The following is a 24,113-nucleotide window of genomic DNA, read 5'->3' on the forward strand; positions in this document are numbered from 1 at the left end:
ACCCAACGAGCCGTTATCAAAACAGATCAGTACCCATGGGAATCTGCCGGATGCGCTGGCCGGTGAGGGCAAATATTGCGTTTAGTAAGGCCGGAGCGAGTGCCGGTACGCCCGGCTCGCCGGTTCCCGTCGGCGGTTCCTGGCTGTCCACTAAGTGAACGTCAATCGGAGGGGATTCGGACATCCGGATCATTTTGTAATCGTGGAAATTGCTTTGCTGAACCCGGCCCTCAATTAGCGTTATGCCGCCATACAGCACCGCCTGCAACCCCCAGATAATGCTGCCTTCTACCTGCCCTCTGACCAGGGATGGATTGATAACCCGGCCGCAGTCCATGGCGGCCGTTACCTTTTTAACGCGCAGCTTACCGTTTTCCAGTGCGACCTCTACCACCTGAGCGCAGTAGTTCGTGACGGCGATTCCCAGCCCTTTTCTCGAACCCCAGCCCGCTTTTTGAGCCACCAGCTCCAGAATCTGCCGGGTTTTTCTACGCTCATCTTCGGCTCGCTTTAGCCAGTTGTCCGGATTGTCTATCCCAACAGGAACAAGAAGCGGTTTGCTCAGCAGGTCGAGCCGGTAGGCCAGCGGATCTTTGCCGAGCGCATGGGCCAGTTCATCCACAAAACACTCGCGGGCGAATGTTTCCCGGTGCGAGTCCACACTACGCCACGAACCGGTCTGTAAGGGTGATTCCAGCAACACAGCTTGCATCCGACTGGCGGGTACACCATAGCGGTAAGGGTTCCACGACCAGCCCGCGAAGAAATCAAACGTATAGCGTTTCAGGTCCCAGACCAGCAGGTTCCCCTGCGCGTCTACGCCAGCCCGGTGGTGGTCGCGTTCGTAGGCATGGTAATAGTCATGCTGAATTTCGTCTTCCCGCGTCCAGGTCACCTTCACGGGTTTCCCGATCTGGCTGGAAATGATAACCGCTTCCAGGGCAAAATCAGCTTCCCACCGTCGACCAAACGCTCCGCCCGATGGCAGGATGTGGACGGTTACTTGATCAACGGGTAAGTTCAGAAACGTAGCGGCTTCTTCGGCCACCCGCCGACCGTACTGATGACCCACCCATACCTCACACTGGCTGTTTTTAACATGAGCTACGGCGTTCAGGGGTTCCATGATGGCGTGTGCCTGGAACTGCGTATCATACTGAGCTTCGATTATCCGGTTGGCTTGCGCTACCGTTTGGTCTACCGACCCGTAGCGAAACAGCTCTTCACCCGATTCCTGTTCAGCCGCCCTAAGCTGCTCGGCAAGGGTCTGACTGGATACGTTCCCGAATGGGCCGCTATCCCAATCGAGAATTAGGGCATTTCGCCCCTGCATGGCCGCCCAGGTCGACGTAGCGACTACGGCGATGCCGGCCGCAATGGTGTAGGGATACGTCGTCGGGTTGTTGTCGTCTGGACTTAGTTTAACCGCTTTCCGAATGGGCTTGATTTCCACGACATCAATGACCCCCGGTACGTTTCGGGCGGCCGAATCATCGTAGTGCCTGAGGTGGCCCCGAAAGAATGGACACCGGGTGATAACGGCATGAACCATACCGGGCACTCCCTGATCAATGCCGTAGCGCATTTGCCCCAGCACGACGTTTCGGTTTCGGATATTTCCCAGTGGTTTGCCAATGTAGCGATATTCGGCGGGGTCTTTCAAGCGAGCTTCGGCCGGTGCCGGTTTTTGAGCGGCCTGCTCGATCAACGCGCCAAATGATACGCGCTGACCGGTGGGGCGGTGAATAACGAAACTGTTCTCGGCCTGGCAACTCGTTGGCTCGACCTGCCATCGCTCAGCCGCTACGCTGATGAACAGTTCCCGAACGCGGGCGGCTGCCTCCCGTAGTGGTTGCCAGCAAGCCCGCATGGAATTGCTGCCGCCGGTCACTCCCTGCACGACGTTCCCGAAACGAGGATCATAATCGGCCTGCCGGATAATCATCCGGTCTAAATCAGCGCCCAGTTCATCAGCAAAGATCATGGACAAGCCCGTGCTGATGCCCTGGCCCATTTCCTGCTTCGGCAGGTTGAAGATGATCGTATTGTCGCGGCCAATCTCCACGAATACGTCTGGTGAAAACGAACCGTCTGGTTCGTTAACTACACTGGCAGAAGCGGTGGATGGGAGGCAGATTGACAAACCGAACCAACCCCCGGCCAGACCGCTCAACCTGATAAACTCCCGGCGAGGTATTGCCTTGTCGCTCATGGTACGAATACCTGTTTAAGTTTTCAGCGCTTTATTAATGCTGTCGAGAAACTCGCAGTCCCGAACAAAAGTGGAATAGTCAATTGACCGGAACCCAAACCTCAAACTGCTGTAGGTTAGTCGGCTCAACCAGGATCAATGAATTGTGATCCCGCAGCCGAAACAATCCCTGTTGAACCGATTCCTGGATTAAGGAATACGTCAACAAACTACCGGCAGGTAATTCGCCGTTGAAGCGAGCCATGAGGTAGTTGCCCGCTTCAAATCGACGCTGGAAGAAACCTGACTGGGATAAATACGTAGCGGTGCGATCATCCTTGACGAGAAAACCGGCCCGTATCATGGCATTTTGGGAATGAGTGGCGCAGCCAATCGCCGACGTACTCAACACAATTGGCTGCTGCATGACCGTCTGGAGTTCAAACACCCGCTGAAGCCGTCGGTTGAAACTGGCACTGCGATCGGTGGCCATCGTGCCCAGGTATTGAAAAAAATAATTCATCGGCGGGAGTGGGCGCATGGCATACTGCCCATCCAGCATCCGTTGCTTCCAGTGCCCACGATACGTTGCCAGTGCGCCGTCCTGGTGGACGAAGCTATCCGTAACAACCAGGTTGGACTGCGTTCGAACCGTTGAGGGAGCATAATTAAAATGCTGCGAAAATGCCCGGCTAAACGAATGTTTTGAGCCAAAGCCCGTTAACTCGCCAATGTCACCGACGCTATACGCCGAGTGTTTTAAATAGCCGAATGCCTGCTCTAAGCGTAGGCGTTTAATGAGTTCGCCCAGCGGCTGGCCGGTGGTTTCGCCGAACAGGTGATGCAGGTAAAAATACGAAACCCCAAGTTCGTCGCTAATCGTCCGAATCGTAAAAGGCTGATCCAGATGTGCTTCAACGTAGTGAATTACCTGATAGGTCAGGTTGAGGTGTGCAGAAGGTTGGAATAACATAAAAGCAAAAATTGACAACTACGCCCCTGATGAAGTCTGCCATTTTTGTGTCGGCAGCAGAACTGGATGTGAAGATAAGTTCTAGACGCTAAAGCCAGTTTTGATTTACATCGGCGGAAAAATGAGTTGATAAACAGCTTGTTACATCCGGCCTGATCCTCTATGTATATTCCTTTACGACATGATGACGTTGAAAAAAGCCGGTCGACTATTGGTGGCACTCTTTTTGGCCCAGGCCTGGCACCCGGTGGCAGCCCAGTCGAAGCAGACCGTGTATGGCTACGTTCGTGACGCAGCAAACGGCGAAGGAATGGTTGGGGCATCCGTGCGTCTCAAAAGTCAGCCAACGGGCGTCACAACCAATCCGTACGGGTATTTTTCGCTGACACTGCCACCGCTTGCTGATACGTTGATTATCAGCTTTATCGGATTTCAGAGCCAGTCGCTGTCAGTTGCCGCGCTAAAGCCGGAGCAGGCGGTTCAAATTCGGCTGGTAGCCGTAGCCCGGCAAATGAACGAGGTGACGGTCCAGGCCAACGGAACCCCTCAGAACATTCGAAGTCTGGAAATGGGTACCGTTCGGCTGGATTTGAAAACGCTGAAAACCCTGCCGACTTTACTGGGCGAGGTGGATCTGGTGCGAAGTCTGCAACTGCTACCCGGTGTAACGTCGGTAGGAGAAGGGGCTACCGGCTTTAACGTTCGCGGGGGCAGGGTGGATCAGAACCTGATCCTGCTAGACGAAGCGCCGGTTTACAATTCATCCCACTTGATGGGGTTCTTTTCGGTCGTCAACTCCGATGCCGTAAAAGATGCGACACTCATTAAAGGTGGCGTACCGGCGCAGTACGGTGGGCGGCTGTCGTCGGTGCTGGATGTGCGGATGAAAGAAGGGAATACCGAACGGTTCCAGGCCGCCGGTGGGGTGGGGACCCTCAGCAGCCGGCTAGCCATCGAAGGGCCGTTGGGAAAAGGCAATTCGAACCAGCAGAATACGAGCCGGGGCTCCTTTCTGGTGGCGGGGCGTCGTTCCTACTCCGACCTGATAATTGGCCTTTCCGGCGATGAGCAGCTACGAAGAAACAGCATCTACTTTTATGACCTGAGCGCGAAAGTAAACTACCGAATCGGAGCGAAAGACCGGATTTATGGATCGCTGTATTCGAGCAAGGATGTATTCCGGGTGGATTTTCAGGGCAAAAAGGTTGACATGGAATGGATGAATCAGACGGGTACGCTTCGCTGGAACCACCTGTTTTCCCGACGACTTTTTGCCAACCTCACCGGCGTTTATAGTGCTTATACGTATCAACTCGGTATTCCGCAGGAAGCGCAGGGCGACATCTCGCTTGATCTGCCCAAAGGTATTCGGGGAGCCGACTGGACGTCAGGTATCAGAACCTATAACCTGAAAACCGATTTTACCTTTTACGCTGACTACCACAACACGCTCACGTTTGGGGGCAGTTTCCTGCGGTACCGCTTCGATCCTGGAGCGCTCTCACCAACCGGCAATGACTCGCCAGTGGAAGGTATTACGTTACCGGCCAAACATAGCCGGGAATACGCGCTTTACGTCGATAACGAACAAACGGCAGGCGCTCGCTGGGCTTTCCGGTATGGCCTTCGGTTATCGGGATACGATTACCTGGGGCCACAACGCGTTTATGACTACGTAGCGGTGGAGAAAGGGGCAAAACGGCCTGCGAATGAGCAAACGTTTGGGTCGGGTACCGTCATTCGGTCGTTTTACAACCTGGAACCCCGGTTTTCGCTGCGGTACATAATCAACGACGAAAGCTCAATCAAGCTGAGTTACAACCGGATGGCGCAGTATATCCACCTGATTTCAAACACAACGGCCGCGTCGCCCCTGGATAACTGGACGCCATCGACAAACAACATTCAGCCCGAACTGGCCGACCAGTTTTCGGCCGGGTACTTTCGAACGTTGAACCAGAAGCGCTGGGACGTATCGGCGGAGGTTTATTATAAAAGGGTACAAAACGTGATTGACTACCGCAATGGAGCCGAAACGCGCCTGAACCCTGATCTGGAAGCTGATCTTCTCTACGGTCGGGGCCGGTCGTACGGGCTTGAGACCTACGTGCGTAAAGCGGGCGGCAGGCTAACGGGCTGGCTTAGTTATACCTTGTCCCGCACGGAGCAACAGATCGACGGAATCAGCAACAATACCTGGTATGCCGCCAACCATGACCGGCGGCACGTGGGCTCCGCCGTTAGTACGTACGCCCTGTCAAAACGGTGGAGCGTTTCGGCTACTTTTACCTACAGCACCGGCATTGCCACAACCGCCCCCAACGCCCGGTACGAAGCAGACGGCGGAACCATCGTCGTGCCGATCAATACTGACAATGTCCGCAACAATTTCCGACTACCGGCTTACCATCGGCTTGATCTTTCGGCCACCTGGCGAGGCTGGTCCAAACCGGATCGTCGCTGGCGGAGCGAATGGGTATTTGGTCTGTACAACGTCTACGCCCGCCGGAATCCGTTTTCCATCTATTTTGAGCAGAACGACGGGCTAAATACGCAGCAGACCAACGCGGTTCGGCTGGCTATCCTGGGTTCGATTCTGCCTTCCGTAACCTATAATTTTCACTTTTGATAATGAAAACCAACAGATTCATGCCTGGCCTGCTTTTGGTTGGACTAGGCTTAGCCGGCTGCGAAGACATTATATCGGTCGAAGTACCCGACGGGGCAACGTACCTGGTCGTCGATGGCTGGATCTCAGACCAGCCGGGGCCGTGTACGGTACGGTTATCAACCACAGCGCCTTATTTCTCAAATCAGGCCACCCCGCGCGTACAGGGCGCTGAGGTGATGATTACAGACAACGACGGAACCCGGGACGTATTGAAGGAAACCGAGCCCGGTTTATATCAATCGGCTACGGTACGGGGACGAATCGGTGGTACCTACACGCTGTCGGTAACTGTAGCCGGGCAAACGTATACCGCCCAGACGCAGATCAACCGGGTGCCGACCATCGACTCGCTGGGGGTTGTTTACCGGGAGGAAACGGACGATCACGATGCCGGTTACTACCTCACTTATTTTGGGCGGGAACTGCCTGGGCGTGGCGATCAGTATCGAATCAAGGTGTTTCGCAATGATACGCTGCTGAATAATCCGGAACTGGATTTGTTCTTCTTCAACGACGACTTCCTGGATGGGAAATACCTAAATGGCCTTGAGCTAAGTCCCGGCCCGTTTCGTTCGGGCGACCGGGCGCGGGTGGAGATTCATGCCATCACCGCCGATACGTATGGCTACCTGGTCGAACTGCAACGACAGATGCGGAATGATGGTTTGTTCGCCAATCCCACCGAAAACGTATCGACGAACATTACCGCCGTCAGCAGGGATGCCCGGCCCGCTACGGGTTGGTTTGGTGGGTCCGCCGTTCAAAGCAAAACGATATACATACATTGAACCATTCTTTCTGATTACCTTTCATGAGCAATGATACTGGGTAGGTCCGGCCCGGATCGAAAGAGATGGTTTCCCTGAACACAATGACGTTAACCGGCAAAGCGGTAGAAACCCGGCAAGCACTGCTCTTGATGGGGTTTATTCTGTCGAAGTTCATCCTTCAGTATACCCTGCTCAGTCCAGAATACGACCTGCAACGGGATGAGTATCTGCATCTTGACCAGGCGAATCATTTAGCCTGGGGATACCTGTCGGTTCCACCGATTACGTCGTGGCTTTCTTGGATCATCAAACAGTTGGGGAATTCGGTGTTCTGGGTGAAGTTTTTTCCGGCGCTGTTTGGGGCTCTGACCATCGTAATCGTCTGGAAAACCATTCAGGCGCTGAAGGGCAACACCTTTGCCCTGGTCCTGGGCGCTACGAGCGTCTTGTTTTCTGTGTTGCTGCGGCTCAACACGCTCTACCAACCCAATTCGCTGGATGTATTGTGCTGGACGAGTCTGTATTTTGTTATCCTGAAATGCATTCAGACACGGCAGCTCAACTGGTTTATCGCGGGTGGTCTGGTGTTTGCCATTGGTTTTCTCAACAAATACAACATTGGTTTTCTGCTGGCCGGATTCATACCGGCTCTTTTACTGACCAGGCAGCGGAACCTGCTCTTCAGCCGAAATGCATTCATTGCCTGTCTGGTAGGTACCCTGCTCGTTTTGCCGAACTTGCTGTGGCAGTACAATAACGGCTTCCCCGTAATACACCACATGAACCAGTTAGCCGCTTACCAACTGGTCAATGTTGATCGATGGGCATTCCTGAGGGCTCAGTTTTTCTTTTTTGCGGGCTCCAGTTTTGTGATTGTTCTGGCCTTGTATGCCCTGCTGGTCTATCCGCCTTTTCGGCCGTATCGCTCGTTTTTCTGGGCCTTTTTCGGTACGATCCTCGTTTTTCTATACTTCCGGGCCAAGGACTATTATGCCATTGGTCTTCATCCCATTTATCTGGCTTTTGGGTCCGTATTCATCGCTGAAGCCCTAAAAACAGGGTGGAAGCGTTATCTCCAACCGGTTTGTCTGCTAATTCCGGTCGGTTTTTTTGGCTTCATGTACCAGTTCGCTTTTCCGAACAGGAGCCCGTCGTATATCGTTGCCAATAGTCGGATATACCAGGAATTGGGTCAGCTTCGCTGGGAAGACGGCAAAGAGCACCCACTGCCGCAGGACTATGCCGATATGCTGGGTTGGCAGGAACTGGCCGCCAAGGTCGATCAGCTTTACGCAAAACTTCCGGAACCAAACCGCACCCTGGTTTTATGTGACAACTATGGGCAGGCAGGAGCCATCAACTATTACACGAAGCAGGGTATTCAGGCGGTGTCGTTCAATGCCGACTACGTGAACTGGTTTGATCTGGATACGTATTACACAAATCTGATCCGGGTAAAAGAGGCAGGGGAAGTCAGCGACGAGTTTCGGGTAACGAGCCCTTACTTCAAGACCGCAATCGTAGGGGATAGCATTCAAAACCCCTGGGCCAGAGAACATGGTACCGCTATTTTTGTCTTTACGGGCGCGAAGGTCGACATAAGGCGACGTATCACGAAAGAGATTGACCAGGTAAAGCAGTTTCACTGATAAGCTGATCGGTTAATAGTCATCTTCGGTTTCCAGCTTTTTCGTTCGCAATCGCCATGCTCATATGCTCAATGCCTGATCCATTGCTTTACAACGGCCAGCCAGCCCCGTTGTCGACCAATCGGGTTATGCTGGGGCGTACTCAGGAAGCGTATTGTTATCCTTCTCATCGAACGCCTTATTTGTTCATAACCAATCCCACGAACAAAGGCGAGTACAGCATCAACAACAGGCCAACCCAAATTGGCAGCCGCTTTTTTTACTTTTTAAACCCCGACGATACGCTGGAAATACGTTTCAGGGAAGCCATAAGCCGGGAAACGCTGCTGATCCTGTTTACTGAGTCATTTGTTGGGGGAAGTTTAAGGGCGCTGACGGCCAGCCATGCCGCCCAGCTTGACAACCCCGTCGGCACGATTGATAGGTACCCCAGGTGGCCGGCTATTCCCATGCCCTTTATCGATTCGCTTCAGTCCGTCCTGCAAACCCTGGTCGTATCGGCATTGCCCTCTGAAGAGGTGCAGGCATTGCTTTTTGAGGTAGTCCAAAACGCTGCGGTGATTCATGATGAAACACAAAGGCAGCTAAGCTGTCTACAAGCGGTCAGGCAGTCCACGAAAGAAGAGTTGTACCGACGCCTGTTCCACTCGGTGGACTATATGCAGGACAATGTTACCCAGCCTTTAACGGTAGAACACATGGCCCGGGAAGTAGGCATGAATACATTTCATTTTCTGGCTACCTTCAAATCAGTATACCAGACAACCCCGCATCAGTTTTTTAGGGAGTTAAAACTGCAAAAAGCCATTCAATTACTCAGAAGCGGCCAGTATACCGTCAGTGACGTATGTTATCTGGTCGGTTTTGATAGTGTCAGTTCATTCAGTCTGCTCGTCAAAAAGCGGTTTTCCATTCCGCCGTCGGCTTTTGTGAAGGAGAGCGAAACACAAAAACCCAATTTTCGATAAGTGGGTCTGGGAGCCAGGCTTTTACTTCGGTCAGTAATTACAAGGGACGTAACGCTTGTACAATACTTGTCGAATTAAAAGCATGATGAACAACAAAGATTTCAACGCCGAAAGGGTGTCAAAGACCGCAACCTTTATCATCAACGCGTCAGTTGATACGGTATTCCCGCTTTTTGGCGCTTTTGAGGAGCGTAAATGGGCAGAAGGCTGGGAGCCTACGCTGATCTATCCATCTGCTGAAGTGATCGAAGAAGGCACGACGTTCAGGACAAAGGCGTATGATCCGGAGGAGGTAGACTACGTGTGGCGGGTCAATCAGTTCGACCCGGCTGCTTATTTGATACAATACCTGATTTTTACACCGAATCGCTACTGGACAATCACTGTCCGATGCGCTCCGGTAAGAGATGGTCAAACGCAAACTCACGTAACTTACACCTATCTTGGGGTAAATCAGTTAGGTAACCAGCTCAACAAGCAATCGCTTGACCGAATGTACGCCAACAACCTGAACGATTGGGCAGAGGCCATTCACCTGTATTTACTGGAAAGCGGAGAGACGAATTGAACCGGCTTGCCAATCGTAACGAATTACGAAGTATGTTGGACGGAGTACGTTTCCATCTCAAGACGTAAGTGTGTGTTGTCTAATAAAGAAAAAAGGCCCTTAATCGCGTGGAAAGGGCCTTTTTTGCTAAATATATGAATACAACCTGAATAATTCGACGTGAGTGCTGTCGGCTAATGCCAACGGAAATTGTTACAAAGAAAGACTTTTTTGAAATATTCGGATAAATATAGAAGCACAATTGCAATAAGGCAAGTATTTGAACAGGATTATGTGCAATTAACGTGCATAATTATTTATAAGGTCAGTTTAAGTGGTTGATTGGTAAGTTGATCGAGTAATAAAGCCGCCAGATGGTTACTACTTACTCGCCCGCTATTGGATCAGCCTGACCGTCGGGGTCACCCTGGACGTAGCCGCGTGTCGGGAAACTACTGCCCCGGATCAGCAGCAGACCCGCTACGTGCGGAGCGGCCATCGATGTGCCCGACAACGTAGCGTACCGGCCATCTTTGTAGGTCGACGAAATCCGGACGCCGTAGGCACATACATCCACGCTGCTGCCGAAGTTGGAAAACGACGCAAACCGGTTGTTGCGGTCCATCGCCGATACCGTAAATACATTGGGGTGGTTGACACGCGCCGGGGAGTAGGTATCCGCGTCTTCGCTTTCGTTGCCGGCCGCAATCGCAAACAGAATGCCTGCGTCGGCCGCCTGCCGGATGGCCCGGTCGAGGGTCGCCGACGTCCCTTCACCGCCCAGGCTCAGGTTGACGACGTCGCCGGAGCGCCCGTTACGAACGACGTGATTAACCGCCTGAATAATTCCCGACAGTCGGCCTTCACCCAGTTGATTCAGCACCTTCAGCGACACCAGCCGCGCGCCCGAGGCAATGCCCGTTACGCCGATGCTGTTGTTTTTGGCACCGATGATGCCCGCTACGTGCGTACCGTGGCCATTTTCGTCGTCGGGGGTTTTGCCGGTGATGAACGATACACTACGTTCGGCATCCACGTTGAGATCGGGGTGGTCGAGATCGATACCCGTGTCGATAACCCAGACCGTTTTGCTGGTTTGCAGATCACCCCGGCCGTAGCCCGTCTGACTGATGTTCCAGGACAGGGTACTGGTTGTGGCAACATCCACGCAGTTGCAGATGGACATGATCCGGTCGGGCTCGATCCGTTCAACGGCCGGGTCCTGCTGCAACCGGACTGATTCGGCTTCGGTCAGGTGCGCCAGGAAACTGGGTTGTTCACCCGAAGCGAGCATATCAACATGGGCGTCAGCAACCTGATAGCGGGACAGTAACTGTTCGGCGGCTACCCCCATCCGGGCGTTGGAACTGGTGCCGGGCAGCGCTTCCGGTTTGTAGGTTACGATGTATGATCCGCTAATAATCTGACCGTTATTGGCCGACGCTTTAACCAGGCAGTCGGCCGAAATACCGGCCGGCTCAACATCCTGATCGGCCTGGCAACTGAGCAAACCAAGCCCGATAAAGGCAGCCTTCGCACAGGCTGACAGAGACGAAACGTATCGCATGGGTCCTAACAAGCAAGTGGCGTTAAGAAAACGAGAAGAATGTGCGTAGAACTGTCAGATCATGCGGTCGCCTGCCCCCGAAAAAGTAGCTGTTTACTAAACGAAAAACCGATGGTTTTGGTACGTCAAGTTGACGGGTCAAATCGACGTTTGCCGGGTTGGTCGCGGCCATCCGGCCCTTTTTAGCGACCAACCCAGGGTGTTTACCGAATCAGTGTAAGGCTACCCACAAACCGTTCGGATTTTTCGCCTTTCAGCAGCAGATCGGCTTCATACGTGTAGGCTCCGGCAGGCATCGGCACTCCATTAAACGTACCGTCCCAGCCCTCGCTGCTCTGCTGGCTGTTGGCCGGGAAATCCTTGCCTTCGAAAATGACTTCGCCCCACCGGCTGCGGATGCGCAGGAGCCGGATACGTTCGATGCCTTCGCCGAACAGGGTCCAGATGTCGCCAATGCCATCTTTGTTGGGTGTGAAGGCGTCGGGGGCATGGACCGCGCAGGAAATCCCGCGCAGGACACTCCGTTGCCCGACTGAATCCCGGCAGACGCCGTTGAACGACGCGACGAGCGATACGTCGAACTGCCCCGGCATGAGCGGTACCTCCACGGTCGAACCCGCCAGCGTCCGGCCGTCGCTGATGTACCATTGCCACTGGTTGGCGTCGGTGGTGGTACTGACCAGCCGAACCGTAGCCGGCGCGCATAACTCCTGACCACCTTCAACGGTGAACGAGGCTTTGGGTTTTGCCCGCACTTCGACCTGTTTTTTGATCTCGGTTTTACAGGCGGCCGACGAGCCGAAGACGGTCAGCGTAACGGTTTTGTTGCCCATTGCCTGGTACGTGTGGATGGGCGAGACATTGACCGAGTCGAGGGCCGAACCATCGCCGAAATCCCAGCGGAACCGGTTGGCCGGATTCGCCAGACTCGTGAACCGAATGGCCTGCTCGGTACAGGTGAATGGCGCACCTGTGCGGAAATCGCCCGCGGGTGGCTGGGTGGTGCGTATCGTTCGGCGGGTCGAATCGTAGCCGCAGGCCGTCAGGGCCGTTAGCGAAATGGTGTACGTCGTGTTCGGCTGTGGAAAGCTATGCTGCGGATTCGGGTCGGTCGATACGGTGCCGTCGCTGAATCGCCAGATCACCCGGTCGGGTTTGGGCGTCGTGGCATCCCGAAACGCAATCGGTTCGCCGGGGCAGGCTTCGGGTTTGTTCAGCGTCATCAGGGCTTTCACCTGGCTGGGCGATACGCGGATGGCTACGTTGTCGCTGTCGCGGCCGCATTCGCCCGCGGCTATCAACTGAACCCGGAAGGTACGGGTGCTGTCGCGGGCCGAGAACAGGTGCGAGAGCGTATCGGCCGTTGACGACAGCGGAGACGTTCCATCATCCCACAGCCACGTAGCGGGTTGGGTCTGGCCGGTCGAGCGATTCGAGAACCGGATGCGGGCCGGCGAACACCGGAACGTCGTCGAGTCGACGCCAATTTCGGCCAGCACAAGCGGTCGGGTGGTTAGCGTGGTCGTGTACGATTGCACCCCGCAACTGTTGCTGGCCGTCAGCACGACGCGGTACGTCTGGGCCTGGCGGGTCTGGTTGCGGTACGTCTGCGACGTGGCCTGAAAGGTCTGGCTGCTGGTGCCGTTGCCGTAGTTCCAGCTATACTGCACGTCGGGGCTGGCTGTTCCCGCTACCGCAAACGTAACCGTCATCGGTGAGCAGCCGGTCGTCTGGCTGGGGGTGAACGTAACGGGTGTTGGCGCGGCCACAATCCTGAGCACCCGGCTGGTCGTGTCGACGCAGCCTGCCGTTCCGACCGTAAGCAGCAGCCGGTTTGTGCCCGATGGTAGAGACAGGGCAGGAACGCGTTCGGTGGAGATGTTCTGGCCGTTCAGCGTCCACTGAAACGTACTGCTGCCGCTGGAATTATTCTGGATCTGCACCGCCGATCCGCTACAGACGCCCGATACGGTAAATTCGGCCCGGGGGCGTCCGATGCTAACGGTGGCGTTGGCGCGGGCCGGGCAGCCGGACTGGCCGAAATTATACTCGTAGGTCAGCCCGACGATGTCGCCCGTCACGCCCTGCATAAAGAGCGTATCGTTGCGGATGGCGTTCGGAAAGGCCGTACTGCGCCAGGTGCCGCCCGCCGGACTGCCCTGTAGTTTGACGAAGGGGACGCGGTCGCAGGCGGCTATGTTCTGAACGCTTACCTGACCGCCTTCGACCGCTATCCGGATGGTGTCGGCGCGTTGACAGGCACTCGTACCCCGCAGGTAAATCAGGTTGTACTGACCGGCGGTGCGCGGATTAAAAAAGACGTTGTTACCCTGCGTTTCAATGTAGGCTTTTCCGGTGCCTTCCCAGGTGCCGCCCGGCAGATTGACCTGCACCGGAAACCGGGCCGATCCGACGCACACGGCCGTTGTTCGTCCCGGCGCTGTGATCTGTACCGCCTGTGGAGCCTGCACGTAAAAAGTGTCGGCCACGGTACGTCTGCCACACCGGCTGTTCAGTTCGCCCCGGACGATGTAGGGCGCGGTTGATACCGGCGCGTTAACCGACGTACCCGCAGCCAGCGGCTGCCCGTTGAAGGTGTACGTAGCGCCCGGCGTGGGCGTTGTCAGGGAGTAGCTGATCGGTTCGCAGGCATCGGGTTGGGTGGCGAGTTTTACCTCCGGCAGGTCTTCAACCCGGTGTTTACAGATTAAGGGAGCCGATGTGCCGCAGTCGTTCAGGGCCGTCAGGGTGATGGTGTATTCGCCGGTTTCGGTAAACTGAACTTTCGTAATAGGCGAACTGCTGCTGGTGTTCTGAATGAATTTGTACGACGACGGGCTGATGGTCCACCGGTACCGCGACTCGTCGAGGGAAACCGTTCCGTCGAGGGTCAGCGTACCGCCGTTGGGCAGACAAACGACCGTATCCTGGTTGAACAGGGTATAACCGGAAGTGGTGTAGCTGGCCACGGGCGTGCTTTTAATGGGTACCGATACGCTTTTGGTACTGGTACCGCAACTGTTCGTGGCCGTTAGTTTAACGGTATAGTTCGACTGCGTGGTTGGGAAGGTATGCGACGGCGATACATTGGTTGAGTTGGTACCATCGCCGAAGTCCCAGGCAAACTCAGTATCGTTCGTGATGGGGCAGCTCTGATTCTGGAAGTAAACGGCCTGACTCCGGCAGGCATCCGGTACTTTGAAATCAGCGCGTGGTTTCAGCTTGAAGGTAAGCTGAACCCCTTTGTTATCGCCGGGGCAATCCGTCACGATGAACAGTTTGTAGACCTTATTACTGCCGTTGCCGCAGTTCTTGATAAAACTGCGCAGGTCGTACACGTGCTTAATCTGGAGCGGCCCCGCCTGGTTGAAGGTCTCTATTTTGCCGTCGTCCCAGTCCATTTCAAACTTCTTGAAGGCGCAGGTTGGGGCCGGCTTTACGTTGAAGCACATCTCGTAGAGGGTATCAGCTTCGGTGATGCAGCGTTCGAGGTTGCCGGAGCAGGCATCCAGTTCAACCAGTTGAGCAACGGCCGGGAACGAACATCCCAGCAACAGACAGCCGATCAGCGGGCGCATGATCCGGCGTAGCAGGACTACAAAAAGCATATGGAACGAAAGGATGGGTGGATGAACAGGCAAGATAAAGCCTGGCCGTGAAAAAAGCATTCGAAAAACGTTGGGTAACAAATAAAAGCGCATATCCTTGTTACTTAGGCGGTTTATACGGTAATTCATGGTTATCCACAACCATGTTATGAATCGCCTGACTCTTCCTGTACTCTTAATGGCGCTTGGCAGCCTGTCGGTAACAAGCCACGCCCAGGACCCGCAGTTTTCGCAGTTCTACGCCAACCCGATCTACCACAATCCGGCCTTTGCGGGGGGAGCCGGTGCCTCCCGACTCATCCTGAATTACCGAAACCAGTGGCCGGCGCTGGGAGCTAATTACCAGACCGTGGCTGCGTCGTTCGATACGTACATTGCGCCCGACCGGGGGCGGATCGGGATCGGCTGGGGTGGGCAGGCCATCCACGATCGGCAGGGAAACGCGTGGCAGTCCAACTCCCTGAGCGGCCAACTCGCGCCGGACGTAACGCTGTTTGAAGATGGGCCGGATGTGATGCGGTTGATCGGGGCGGTGCAGGCCACGGTGACGTCGGGTATTTACAATCCCGATGGGCTCTCCTTTGTCGATCAGTTTTCGTCGGGTGGCCTGACGAATCCGGTCAGCAGCGATCCCTTGTCGGTGGCGGGTGTCCGGCAGACGTTCTTCGGATTTTCGTCGGGGATGGTGCTGGAGGGTCAGTTCCAGGACCAGAATGGCAACCTTAAATCGTACTGGCTCGGCGGAACGCTCCACCACATCGGGCGCTCGTTGTCGCGCTACGACGTACTGGGGCAGCGGTTCGGGCTACAGGCGGGACTGCGCATCCCCCTCAACTGGCGAATCCGGGCGCGGGGGCTGGGCCACGAAGAAAGTATCGACCGCAGCATCGGGTTTACGGCGCAGTATCGACAGCAGGGCATGGATCGGCAGCTTGATGTTGGCGTTAACCTGACCTACTCACCGGTGATGTTCGGCGTCTGGTACCGGGGCATTCCCATGCGGAAATACCAGCAAACCTCGCAGCGGGATGCGGTGGTGCTGCTGACGGCCCTGCAACTCAATACGTTCATGATCCAGTATAGCTACGACATTACCATATCGACGCTGAGCTGGGCAAGTGGTGGCGCCCACGAAATCTCGATCTGGTACGGCTTCGACTCACTGTTCGACTTCTCGGGTCGACGCGCCAACGCCCGCCGGGCGCGGAAGTGTCAGCAGTTTTAAGGGGATGAACTGCACCCGCCCGGCCGACGGAAACCGGGTTTCGACGGCGGGTGGGCCGTATCGCCGGTAGAACGCCGTTCGCGCTTCCTCGGTTAGCAGATCGGGGTAGAGGTTGATGCCCGCGAAATTGTTTTGCCGTAGATACGTATCGAAAAACCGCCAGTCGGCCTCCGTAAACGGACGATTCGGGGCCAGTAGCTGCGGCCAGTCATCGCGCAGAAATGGCTGGATCTGGTCGGGGTGAAGCCGGCCAAAATACTGCCCTACCACTTTCTTGTCGTAAAAGCGTCGGAACGTAAATACGGCGTTCTGTTCCTCGTAGAACGGACACAGGCCTTCTTCACTGCCCACACCATTGGCTCCTACGACGCAGAATGGCCAGTCGAGAACGGCCTCGCCCGGTTGCACCCGAACGTAGCGGCAATACCGCACCGTAGTCGGTGATACCACTTCGGTCGGAACCAGAATACGCAGGTGATAGCCGTGGTACCATTCGGCCAGCATCAACAGACCAATCAGGCCACCCACGAGTACGGCCGGTCTCCGGCTGGGCCAGCGAAGGGGTAGGGCCAGCAAACAGAACAGCACCGGATAAACCAGCGACGCCCGGCCACCGTGCCGGTTGAAACTAAACCAGGGAAAAATTTTCAGCGTGGGCAGCACCACCGGATGGTACAGCAGACAAAGGATCAGCATGACCACGATGGGTAGCCACAAGGCTACCTGTCGACGGGTTTGCCAAAGCCCAGTCAGACCCAGCAGCACGACGTACAGGCCCGGACTGCCCTGGCCGTAGCTTTCGTAGGTGTCGCTGAACCAGTGGTTGTCGACAGCCGCCATACTGTCGAGGCCGGGCAGATACGGCATGAACAGCCGGAGCGGATGCGACCACGCCCGCAGTTCCGGTACGTCGCCAAAGTCGAATTGCCAGGCCGTAAAGGCGATCTGGAGCGTAAGCGGCAGGTACAGGAAAAGGCTCGCAACCAGCAACGCCAGCAGGAAACTGTTCAGCACCGGCTGTCGGCGCCACTCGCTTGTTACGTAGTTAAGAATATGCGAAAACCACTGTTGGGGGCTCGGAAATTGCCGAACCAGCAGATACCCCATCACCGGCAGGCTGAGGGTTGTGAAGGTCAGGGCAAAGCCGGCTACGTAGCCGAGTTCCAGGCCCAGCGACAGTACGTGCAGTGCCGCCCAGAACAGCACAAACGCCAGCGAAATCCGCCGACGGTTCAGCAGGTCGACCAGCAGCCGGTACGTTCCCACCATGCACAGCACCGTCCAGTGCGCGACGCAGACGTTCATGTGCACCGGAAACTTCCAGAGGGCGTAGAAATTGAACACCGATACCACCAGCCCCGTCAGAAACGATTTGCCCACGCCAAACACCGGTTGCAGCAGCGCAAACGTACCGACCGCCGTAATGACCAGACTAACGACGTAGTAGTATTGAAGAAACGGCCCCGGCCCGTCCCACAGCCAGTACCCCAGCGCGTACCAGGCGTCCCGCTCAAATCCCCACGGCAGAAACACCTGGTTGGTACCGTACGGATAAAAGGTCTGGTTGTTGACCAGATCAAGCGTGGGCCACGGCCGGAACGAAAGGTTCTTGAACAGGTAGTAGCCGGTGTATTCGTACTGATCGGTATCGTCGCCGTCGGAGAGGGGGAGGCTGAAATTGCCAACGGCCAGTGCGCTCAGCACCGCAGTCAGGCCAGTTAACGTACTATACCAGATAAATTGTTTGCGCATGCTCAAAGCCGGTGGCCGTGCAAAGTAAAAACCTTCCGTCAATTTTGGATGTATTCCTTCAGGTAGGGACCGGTAATACGCTCAGTTCCGGGCTGTACCACCCGCAATCGGTCGAAAACCGTTATCTTTGAGTTCTTTTTAGACGACTTCTCCATCCGTATGGAATATAACCACCGCGAAACCGAGCAGAAATGGCAGCGGTTTTGGGACGAAAACCAGACTTACCGCACCGACATTTCACCCAACAAACCAAAATACTACGTCCTGGACATGTTCCCGTATCCGTCGGGGGCCGGGCTGCACGTCGGCCACCCGCTGGGCTACATCGCGTCGGATATCGTGTCGCGGTACAAGCGGCTGAAAGGATTCAACGTACTGCACCCGATGGGCTTCGACAGCTTTGGTTTGCCTGCTGAACAGTATGCCATTCAGACGGGGCAGCACCCGGCCGTGACGACCGAGCAGAACATCGCCCGCTACATTGAGCAACTGAAAAACATCGGCTTCAGCTACGACTGGAGCCGCGAAGTTCGTACGTCCGATCCGGCGTATTACAAGTGGACGCAGTGGATTTTCATGGAACTGTTCCGGTCGTGGTATAACAAAGACACCGACCGCGCCGAGCCTATTGAAACGCTGCTGGAAAAATTCGCAACAAACGGTACGACGGACGTCAACGCCGTCTGCGACGAGGATACGCCTACGTTTACAGCGGCCGAGTGGAACGCCATGTCCAAGCGGGAGTCGTACGAAATTACGTTAAAATACCGCCTGACGTACCTGGCTGATGCGGTTGTGAACTGGTGCCCGGCCCTGGGTACGGTACTGGCCAACGACGAAGTGAAAGATGGGGTGTCGGAGCGGGGCGGTTACCCGGTGGAGCAGAAACTGATGCGTCAGTGGATGATGCGCATCACGGCCTACGCCGACCGCCTGCTGACCGGCCTGGACACCATCGACTGGTCTGAATCCCTGAAAGAGCAGCAGCGCAACTGGATCGGCAAGAGCGTAGGTGCGTCGGTTAAGTTTCCGTTAGTTAAGGAGGAAAGGAGGAAAGGAGGAGAGGAGGAAAGGAATTTGGATGCGGTTTCCCCTTCCTCCTTTATTGAAGTTTTCACCACCCGCGTCGATACCATCTACGGCGTTACGTTTATGGTGCTGGCGCCGGAGCATGAGCTGGTGCCGCAACTGACCACGCCCGAGCAGCGCGCAGCGGTTGAAGCGTACGTCAACGCGGCCAAGATGCGTTCGGAGCGTGACCGCATGGCCGACACCAAAACCGTGTCGGGGGTGTTCACGGGGAGTTATTGCATCAATCCGCTGTCTGGTGAGAAGGTACCCATCTGGCTGGCCGACTACGTACTGGCGGGCTACGGCACCGGTGCCGTCATGGCCGTACCCTCGGGCGACCAGCGCGACTGGACGTTCGCAACGCACTTCGGATTGCCGATTGTTCAGATTCTGGATACTCAGAAAGACCTGGATAAGCAAGCCGATAACACCAAGGAAGGCCACTACATCAACTCGGGCATCATCAACGGCATGACGTATCAGGAGGCTACCCAGACCCTGATTGCCTGGCTGGAAGAACGCGGATTGGGAAAGGGCAAGGTCAACTACCGGATGCGCGACGCCGTGTTCAGCCGCCAGCGCTACTGGGGTGAGCCGGTTCCGGTCTATTTCAAAGCTGATCCCGACGGGAAAGTTTTGCCGTATCTGATCGATGAAAGCGACCTGCCGCTGGAGTTGCCGGCCGTCGACAAATACCTGCCGACCGAAACCGGTGAGCCCCCACTGGGCCGCGCTGAGGGATGGCGGTATCATCCCAAAGGAAAGGCAAATACGTCTCCCTCTCCTGAAACGGGAGAGGGCCGGGGTGAGGGCTACGAGTACGAACTGAGCACCATGCCGGGCTGGGCTGGCTCATCGTGGTACTGGTATCGCTACATGGACCCTAAAAACGAAACCTCGTTCGCGTCGAAGGAGTCGATTAACTACTGGCGGAATGTGGATCTGTACATTGGCGGTACCGAGCACGCGACGGGCCACCTGCTCTACAGCCGTTTCTGGAACAAGTTCCTGAAAGACCGGGGCTACGTACCAGAGGAAGAACCGTTTAAGAAGCTCATCAACCAGGGCATGATCCAGGGGCGGTCGAACTTTGTGTACCGGGTGAAAGGTACCGGCGTAGAAGGTACGGCACCTGTTTTTGTCTCGCAGAGCCTGCTTGACGGTCGCGACGTAACGCCCCTGCACGTTGACGTGAACATTGTTGAGAACGACGTACTGGATGTCGACGCGTTCCAGCGGTCGCGGCCTGACCTGGCCGAAGGGGCTACGTTTGAACTGGACGGTGATAAATACATCGTCGGGGCCGAGGTTGAGAAGATGTCGAAGTCGAAGTTCAACGTCGTCAACCCCGATATGATCGTGGAGAAGTACGGGGCCGACGTACTGCGGCTGTACGAGATGTTCCTCGGTCCACTGGAACAGGCGAAACCCTGGAACACCAACGGTATCGACGGAACATTCCGCTTCATCCGCAAATTCTGGCGGCTGTTCTACGGTGAGAATAGCGATGGGTCGGACAAGTGGCTGGTGACCGACGAGGAGCCAACACCCGCCGAACTGAAGATCCTGCACAAGACGATCAAAAAGACCCAGGACGATATTGAGAACTACTCGTTCAACACAACCGTATCGGCGTTCATGGTGTGCGTCAACGAACTGACCGCGTTGAAGTGCCACAAGCGGGCTATTTTGCAGGACCTGGTGCTGATCCTGTCGCCGTTTGCGCCCCACATCACTGAGGAGTTGTGGGCGGCTCTGGGCAACGAACCTGGCACGGTGTCAAAAGCCAGCTTCCCGACGTTCAACCCGGCTTATCTGGTGGAGGACGCGTTCGATTATCCGATTCAGATCAACGGAAAAGTGCGGACGACCATCAGCTTCGCCATCGACCGGGCCGCCAGCGACATCGAGAAAGAGGTTCTGGCCAACGAAGTCGTACAGAAGTGGCTCGAAGGCAAACAGCCGAAGAAGATCGTTGTCGTGCCGAAGCGCATTGTGAACGTAGTGGTGTAACCGTCCGGGCCAGGCTCCCGCCTGGCCCGGACAAAAGCGGGGGTAGCTTCCATGAAGTTACCCCCGCTTTGCATTCTGAGTGTGCTGCTTGGAAAGCCGGTCAATAATGACTTGTTTCGCTGTTGCTTACCTAACTTGCCCGTATGATTGACTCGCTACCTGCTCCTTCGTCGCGTCGTTTATCAATACCTGTCCTGATTCTTCTGCTTCTCTTTTTCCTGTCCGGTTTTGCGGCCCTGCTGTACCAGGTAGTCTGGCAGCGGCTGCTCGTGTTTTACACCGGCTCCGACACGGTCAGCATCAGCCTGATTGTGTCGGCGTTCATGAGTGGTCTCGGGCTGGGCTATCTGGCAGGAGGGCGGCTGGCCGATCGGTCGTCGGCGGGGGCAAACCTACGCTACTTTGTCGGAGCCGAACTCGGCATTATGGCGTTTGCGGCTCTCAGCAAAACGATTCTGTACGATTATCTGTACGCATCGGCCCCGGCGCTGGGCGACTCACCCGTCGTGCTCTACGTCGTGGTGTTTGGCGTCCTGCTGCTGCCAACCTTTCTGATGGGCGTATCATTGCCGGTGCTGTCGCGGGCGTTTCGGTTCGGTACCATGGGGCAGCAGGCCCGCTACATCAGTCTGCTGTATTTTATCAACACGCTCGGAGCTGCCTTTGGGGCGTTGATCACCGGATTCCTGCTCGTCCGCCGACTGGGCTACGACAACGCCATCTGGGTGGGTGTCGCTTTCAACGGGATCTGTGCGCTGTCGGCGTTGTGGCTGGGTCGACGGTGGCTGAGTACGTCCACATCGAACGAGTCGACCGATGCGGGCAAACCAGGGCCGCTATTGTTTACGCCCGAGCTAACGGCCTGGTCGGTGCAGTATTTTCTGTCGGGCTTTGCGGCTCTGTCGCTGGAGCTGATCTGGTTTCGTGTTCTCGAAACGCTCATCAAATCCGTCTCGCTCACCTTTTCGGTGCTATTGGCGATCTACCTTGGCTCTATGGCTATTGGTACGCTGGTTGGGACCTGGCTGACCCGAAGCGGTCGGTCGGCGGCCTGGCGCGAACGGGCTTTCCTGACGGCGCAGACCGTGTTGTATGGGTATACAGCCCTGTCCATTACCGTATTCATCAACGCGGTGAGTCGGGTGGCGGGCCTGCGGTTTTTGTGGGATTATTTTGCCAGCGGGGAGCCCGTGTTAAGCCCCGGCTTCAGCGTATTTACCTACGGAGCCGTGCCGTTGTTCCTGCTGTTCATCCCGACGTTCCTGATGGGTCTTAGTTTCTCCCTGTCGCAATCGCTGATTCAGGACAACTACGACCAGGTGGGGAGAAAGGTTGGCTGGCTTCAGTTCATCAATATTGTCGGTTCGGCGCTGGGTGCCTGGGCCATTACCTGGGTCGGCTTCCCGCTGTACGGCACGGCCACGATGCTGCGCGTCATTACGGCCCTGAGCATAGTGTACGCCGGTATACTGTTCGCCCGGCAATATTGGCCCCCTTTTGCTACGTCGGTTGTTGTGGTGCTGTTACTCCTTGCCGTCCTGACTATTCCCAAAAATGCCCGCTTCTGGCAGTTGCTGAACGGCATTGACAACGTCAGTACGTTTCTGTTCGACGAAAACGAGTCGGCTGTATCGGTGATCAAAATGGCACCCGGCCGCAACAGTGGCGTGGTGTTTGTCAATGGCTTGGGGCAGAGCGGATTGCCGTACGCAATTGACGACGTACATACCTTGCTCGGGGCTTTGCCCGTTATGATTCACCCGAAGCCCGAGCACGTAGCCGTTATTGGTTTAGGGTCGGCCGGTACGGTCAACGGCATCGCCGGGCGGGCCGAAACGCGCCGGATCGATTGTTTTGAAATTGCCAGTAACCAGGCCGACGTGTTGGCCGAATATGCCGCACAGGCCAACGATACGGCCGTTAATGCCGTCCTGAGTGATCCGCGCCTTAGGCTGATTTTCCGCGATGGCCGCTACGCCATCCGCAACCGAAACGTGTTTTACGATGTCATCGAAGCCGACGCCCTGCGGCCCATTTCGGCCTATTCCGGTAACGTGTATTCGCGGGAGTATTTCGAGCTGATCCGGTCGCGGCTCAAGCCAGGTGGCCTGGCTGTTACGTGGTGCCCCACGGCCCGGGTACTGAATACGTTCCGGTCGGTTTTCCCGTACGTGGCCTACTGCGACCGTCTGGTACTGATCGGCAGCAACCAGCCTATTCAGCTCGATTGGTTGAGCATCCGGCAACGGGCAGGCAGTACGTTCAGTCGCCAGCACTACGGCCGGTCGGGTATCGACATAACGGCCCTGCTGGAGAAATACCGGACTGACCTGCGCCTGCTGCCTGCCGGAGCCCAGGTGACCGGCGAAATCAACACCGACCTGTTTCCTCGCGACGAATACAGCATCCGAACCAGCGACCGCGCTGCGTTTTGATTACCCCAAACCCCTGAAGGGGCTTAGCGCTGCTGTTGTCAGGCTCTTAGCTTTAGCAGCGCTAAGCCCCTTCAGGGGTTTGGGGTAGGTTTAAACTCGTAGCGAGCCACGAAACCCCCGGGCAGCATAGTACGATTCTGCGCCATTGTGATACACAAAAACATGGCCGTAGCGACAATCACAAAAAAGAGCGCCACCGAGCTTCCGAATAGTATCGGGCGTTTTTACCCAGCTCGACGTTTTTGTGTCGAAGGTTCCAAACTGTTGCAGCTTCCGATATTGCTCCTCGGTCAAAAGCTCAATACCCATGTCGGCCGCCATATCCACGGCGTTATTCGCGGGTTTGTGTTCTTTCCTGGATTCCCAGGCCGCGCGGTCGTAGCAGACGCTACGGCGCCCTTTCGGACTTTCCGCCGAACAATCATAGAAAATGTAGTCGCCCGTCGTTGAATCATACCCGACCACATCCGGTTCGCCACCCGTTATTTCCATGTCATCCAATACCCACAGTTTTTCGGGATTCGATTCCAGCTTTGCTTGGACCTGCTTCCAGTCAAGCCCCTCGTGGCGGTTCATGTTTTTCTCAAACCGGGCTTTCAGGGTATTGAGTAGTTCCTGGCGTTGGTCGGCCGATAGTTCTTTTTTGCTGCTGATCATAGTTGTTTACGACGTA

At 55.8% G+C, this 24,113-nt stretch carries 14 protein-coding genes; 8 read left to right on the forward strand and 6 right to left on the reverse strand.

The features are described 5' to 3' along the window. Positions 1-16: 16 nt before the first annotated feature. Together BN8_RS09205 and BN8_RS09210 are read right to left on the reverse strand one after the other, a co-directional pair. The gene (locus BN8_RS09205; protein ID WP_009281569.1) at positions 17-2,212 is read right to left on the reverse strand and encodes a xanthine dehydrogenase family protein molybdopterin-binding subunit; all 2,196 of its coding nucleotides are present in this window, start codon (positions 2,210-2,212) and stop codon (positions 17-19) included. Between the two features lie 79 nt (positions 2,213-2,291). Further along, complete coding sequence (locus BN8_RS09210; RefSeq protein WP_009281570.1) at positions 2,292-3,164, reverse strand: helix-turn-helix transcriptional regulator; 873 nt, start codon at positions 3,162-3,164, stop codon at positions 2,292-2,294. A gap of 181 nt (positions 3,165-3,345) precedes the next feature. Here BN8_RS09210 and BN8_RS09215 point away from each other — a divergent pair, with 181 nt between their 5' ends. The 5 genes from BN8_RS09215 to BN8_RS09235 all read left to right on the forward strand — a co-directional run bounded on the left by BN8_RS09215 (position 3,346) and on the right by BN8_RS09235 (position 9,790). Then, a complete protein-coding gene (locus BN8_RS09215) occupies positions 3,346-5,793 on the forward strand; it encodes a TonB-dependent receptor (RefSeq protein WP_009281571.1) in 2,448 nt (815 codons plus the stop codon). 2 nt (positions 5,794-5,795) lie between these two features. Continuing rightward, a complete protein-coding gene (locus BN8_RS09220; RefSeq protein ID WP_009281572.1) occupies positions 5,796-6,623 on the forward strand; it encodes a DUF4249 domain-containing protein in 828 nt (275 codons plus the stop codon). 83 nt (positions 6,624-6,706) lie between these two features. Next, positions 6,707-8,254, forward strand: coding sequence for a glycosyltransferase family 39 protein (locus BN8_RS09225; RefSeq protein ID WP_040005926.1), 1,548 nt, complete (start codon positions 6,707-6,709; stop codon positions 8,252-8,254). A gap of 56 nt (positions 8,255-8,310) precedes the next feature. Then, positions 8,311-9,222, forward strand: a complete 912-nt coding sequence (locus BN8_RS31615) for a helix-turn-helix domain-containing protein (RefSeq protein ID WP_009281574.1) — start codon at positions 8,311-8,313, stop codon at positions 9,220-9,222. An 82-nt stretch (positions 9,223-9,304) separates the two neighbouring features. Beyond that, on the forward strand, positions 9,305-9,790 hold the full coding sequence (locus BN8_RS09235) for an SRPBCC family protein (protein ID WP_009281575.1): 486 nt from the start codon (positions 9,305-9,307) through the stop codon (positions 9,788-9,790). Between the two features lie 364 nt (positions 9,791-10,154). Here BN8_RS09235 and BN8_RS09240 read toward each other — a convergent pair whose 3' ends face one another. Continuing rightward, positions 10,155-11,336: a S8 family peptidase gene (locus tag BN8_RS09240; RefSeq protein ID WP_009281576.1), complete on the reverse strand. Its 1,182-nt coding sequence runs from the start codon at positions 11,334-11,336 to the stop codon at positions 10,155-10,157. Positions 11,337-11,539: 203 nt separating this feature from the next. Then, a complete protein-coding gene (locus tag BN8_RS09245) occupies positions 11,540-14,944 on the reverse strand; it encodes a PKD domain-containing protein (RefSeq protein WP_192579038.1) in 3,405 nt (1,134 codons plus the stop codon). A 148-nt stretch (positions 14,945-15,092) separates the two neighbouring features. Between BN8_RS09245 and BN8_RS31620 the strand changes: the two genes are divergently transcribed. Continuing rightward, a complete protein-coding gene (locus tag BN8_RS31620; protein WP_051041022.1) occupies positions 15,093-16,169 on the forward strand; it encodes a PorP/SprF family type IX secretion system membrane protein in 1,077 nt (358 codons plus the stop codon). Here BN8_RS31620 and BN8_RS09255 read toward each other — a convergent pair. Further along, positions 16,104-17,921 (reverse strand): hypothetical protein, encoded by a 1,818-nt coding sequence (locus tag BN8_RS09255; protein WP_009281579.1) that lies wholly within the window; start codon positions 17,919-17,921, stop codon positions 16,104-16,106. The genes BN8_RS31620 and BN8_RS09255 overlap by 66 nt on opposite strands. A 159-nt stretch (positions 17,922-18,080) precedes the next feature. On the opposite strand from BN8_RS09255, the gene leuS reads away from it, so the two are divergent. Both leuS and BN8_RS09265 read left to right on the forward strand, forming a co-directional pair. After that, entirely contained in the window at positions 18,081-21,005 is a 2,925-nt protein-coding gene (leuS, locus tag BN8_RS09260; protein ID WP_009281581.1) for a leucine--tRNA ligase, read from the forward strand. Between the two features lie 143 nt (positions 21,006-21,148). After that, entirely contained in the window at positions 21,149-23,440 is a 2,292-nt protein-coding gene (locus BN8_RS09265; protein ID WP_009281582.1) for a fused MFS/spermidine synthase, read from the forward strand. Positions 23,441-23,530: 90 nt separating this feature from the next. Here BN8_RS09265 and BN8_RS09270 read toward each other — a convergent pair whose 3' ends face one another. Beyond that, positions 23,531-24,097 (reverse strand): DUF4256 domain-containing protein, encoded by a 567-nt coding sequence (locus tag BN8_RS09270; RefSeq protein ID WP_009281583.1) that lies wholly within the window; start codon positions 24,095-24,097, stop codon positions 23,531-23,533. Positions 24,098-24,113: the final 16 nt, after the last annotated feature.

The sequence above is a fragment of the Fibrisoma limi BUZ 3 genome (genome assembly GCF_000296815.2).
Lineage (GTDB): Bacteria > Bacteroidota > Bacteroidia > Cytophagales > Spirosomataceae > Fibrisoma > Fibrisoma limi.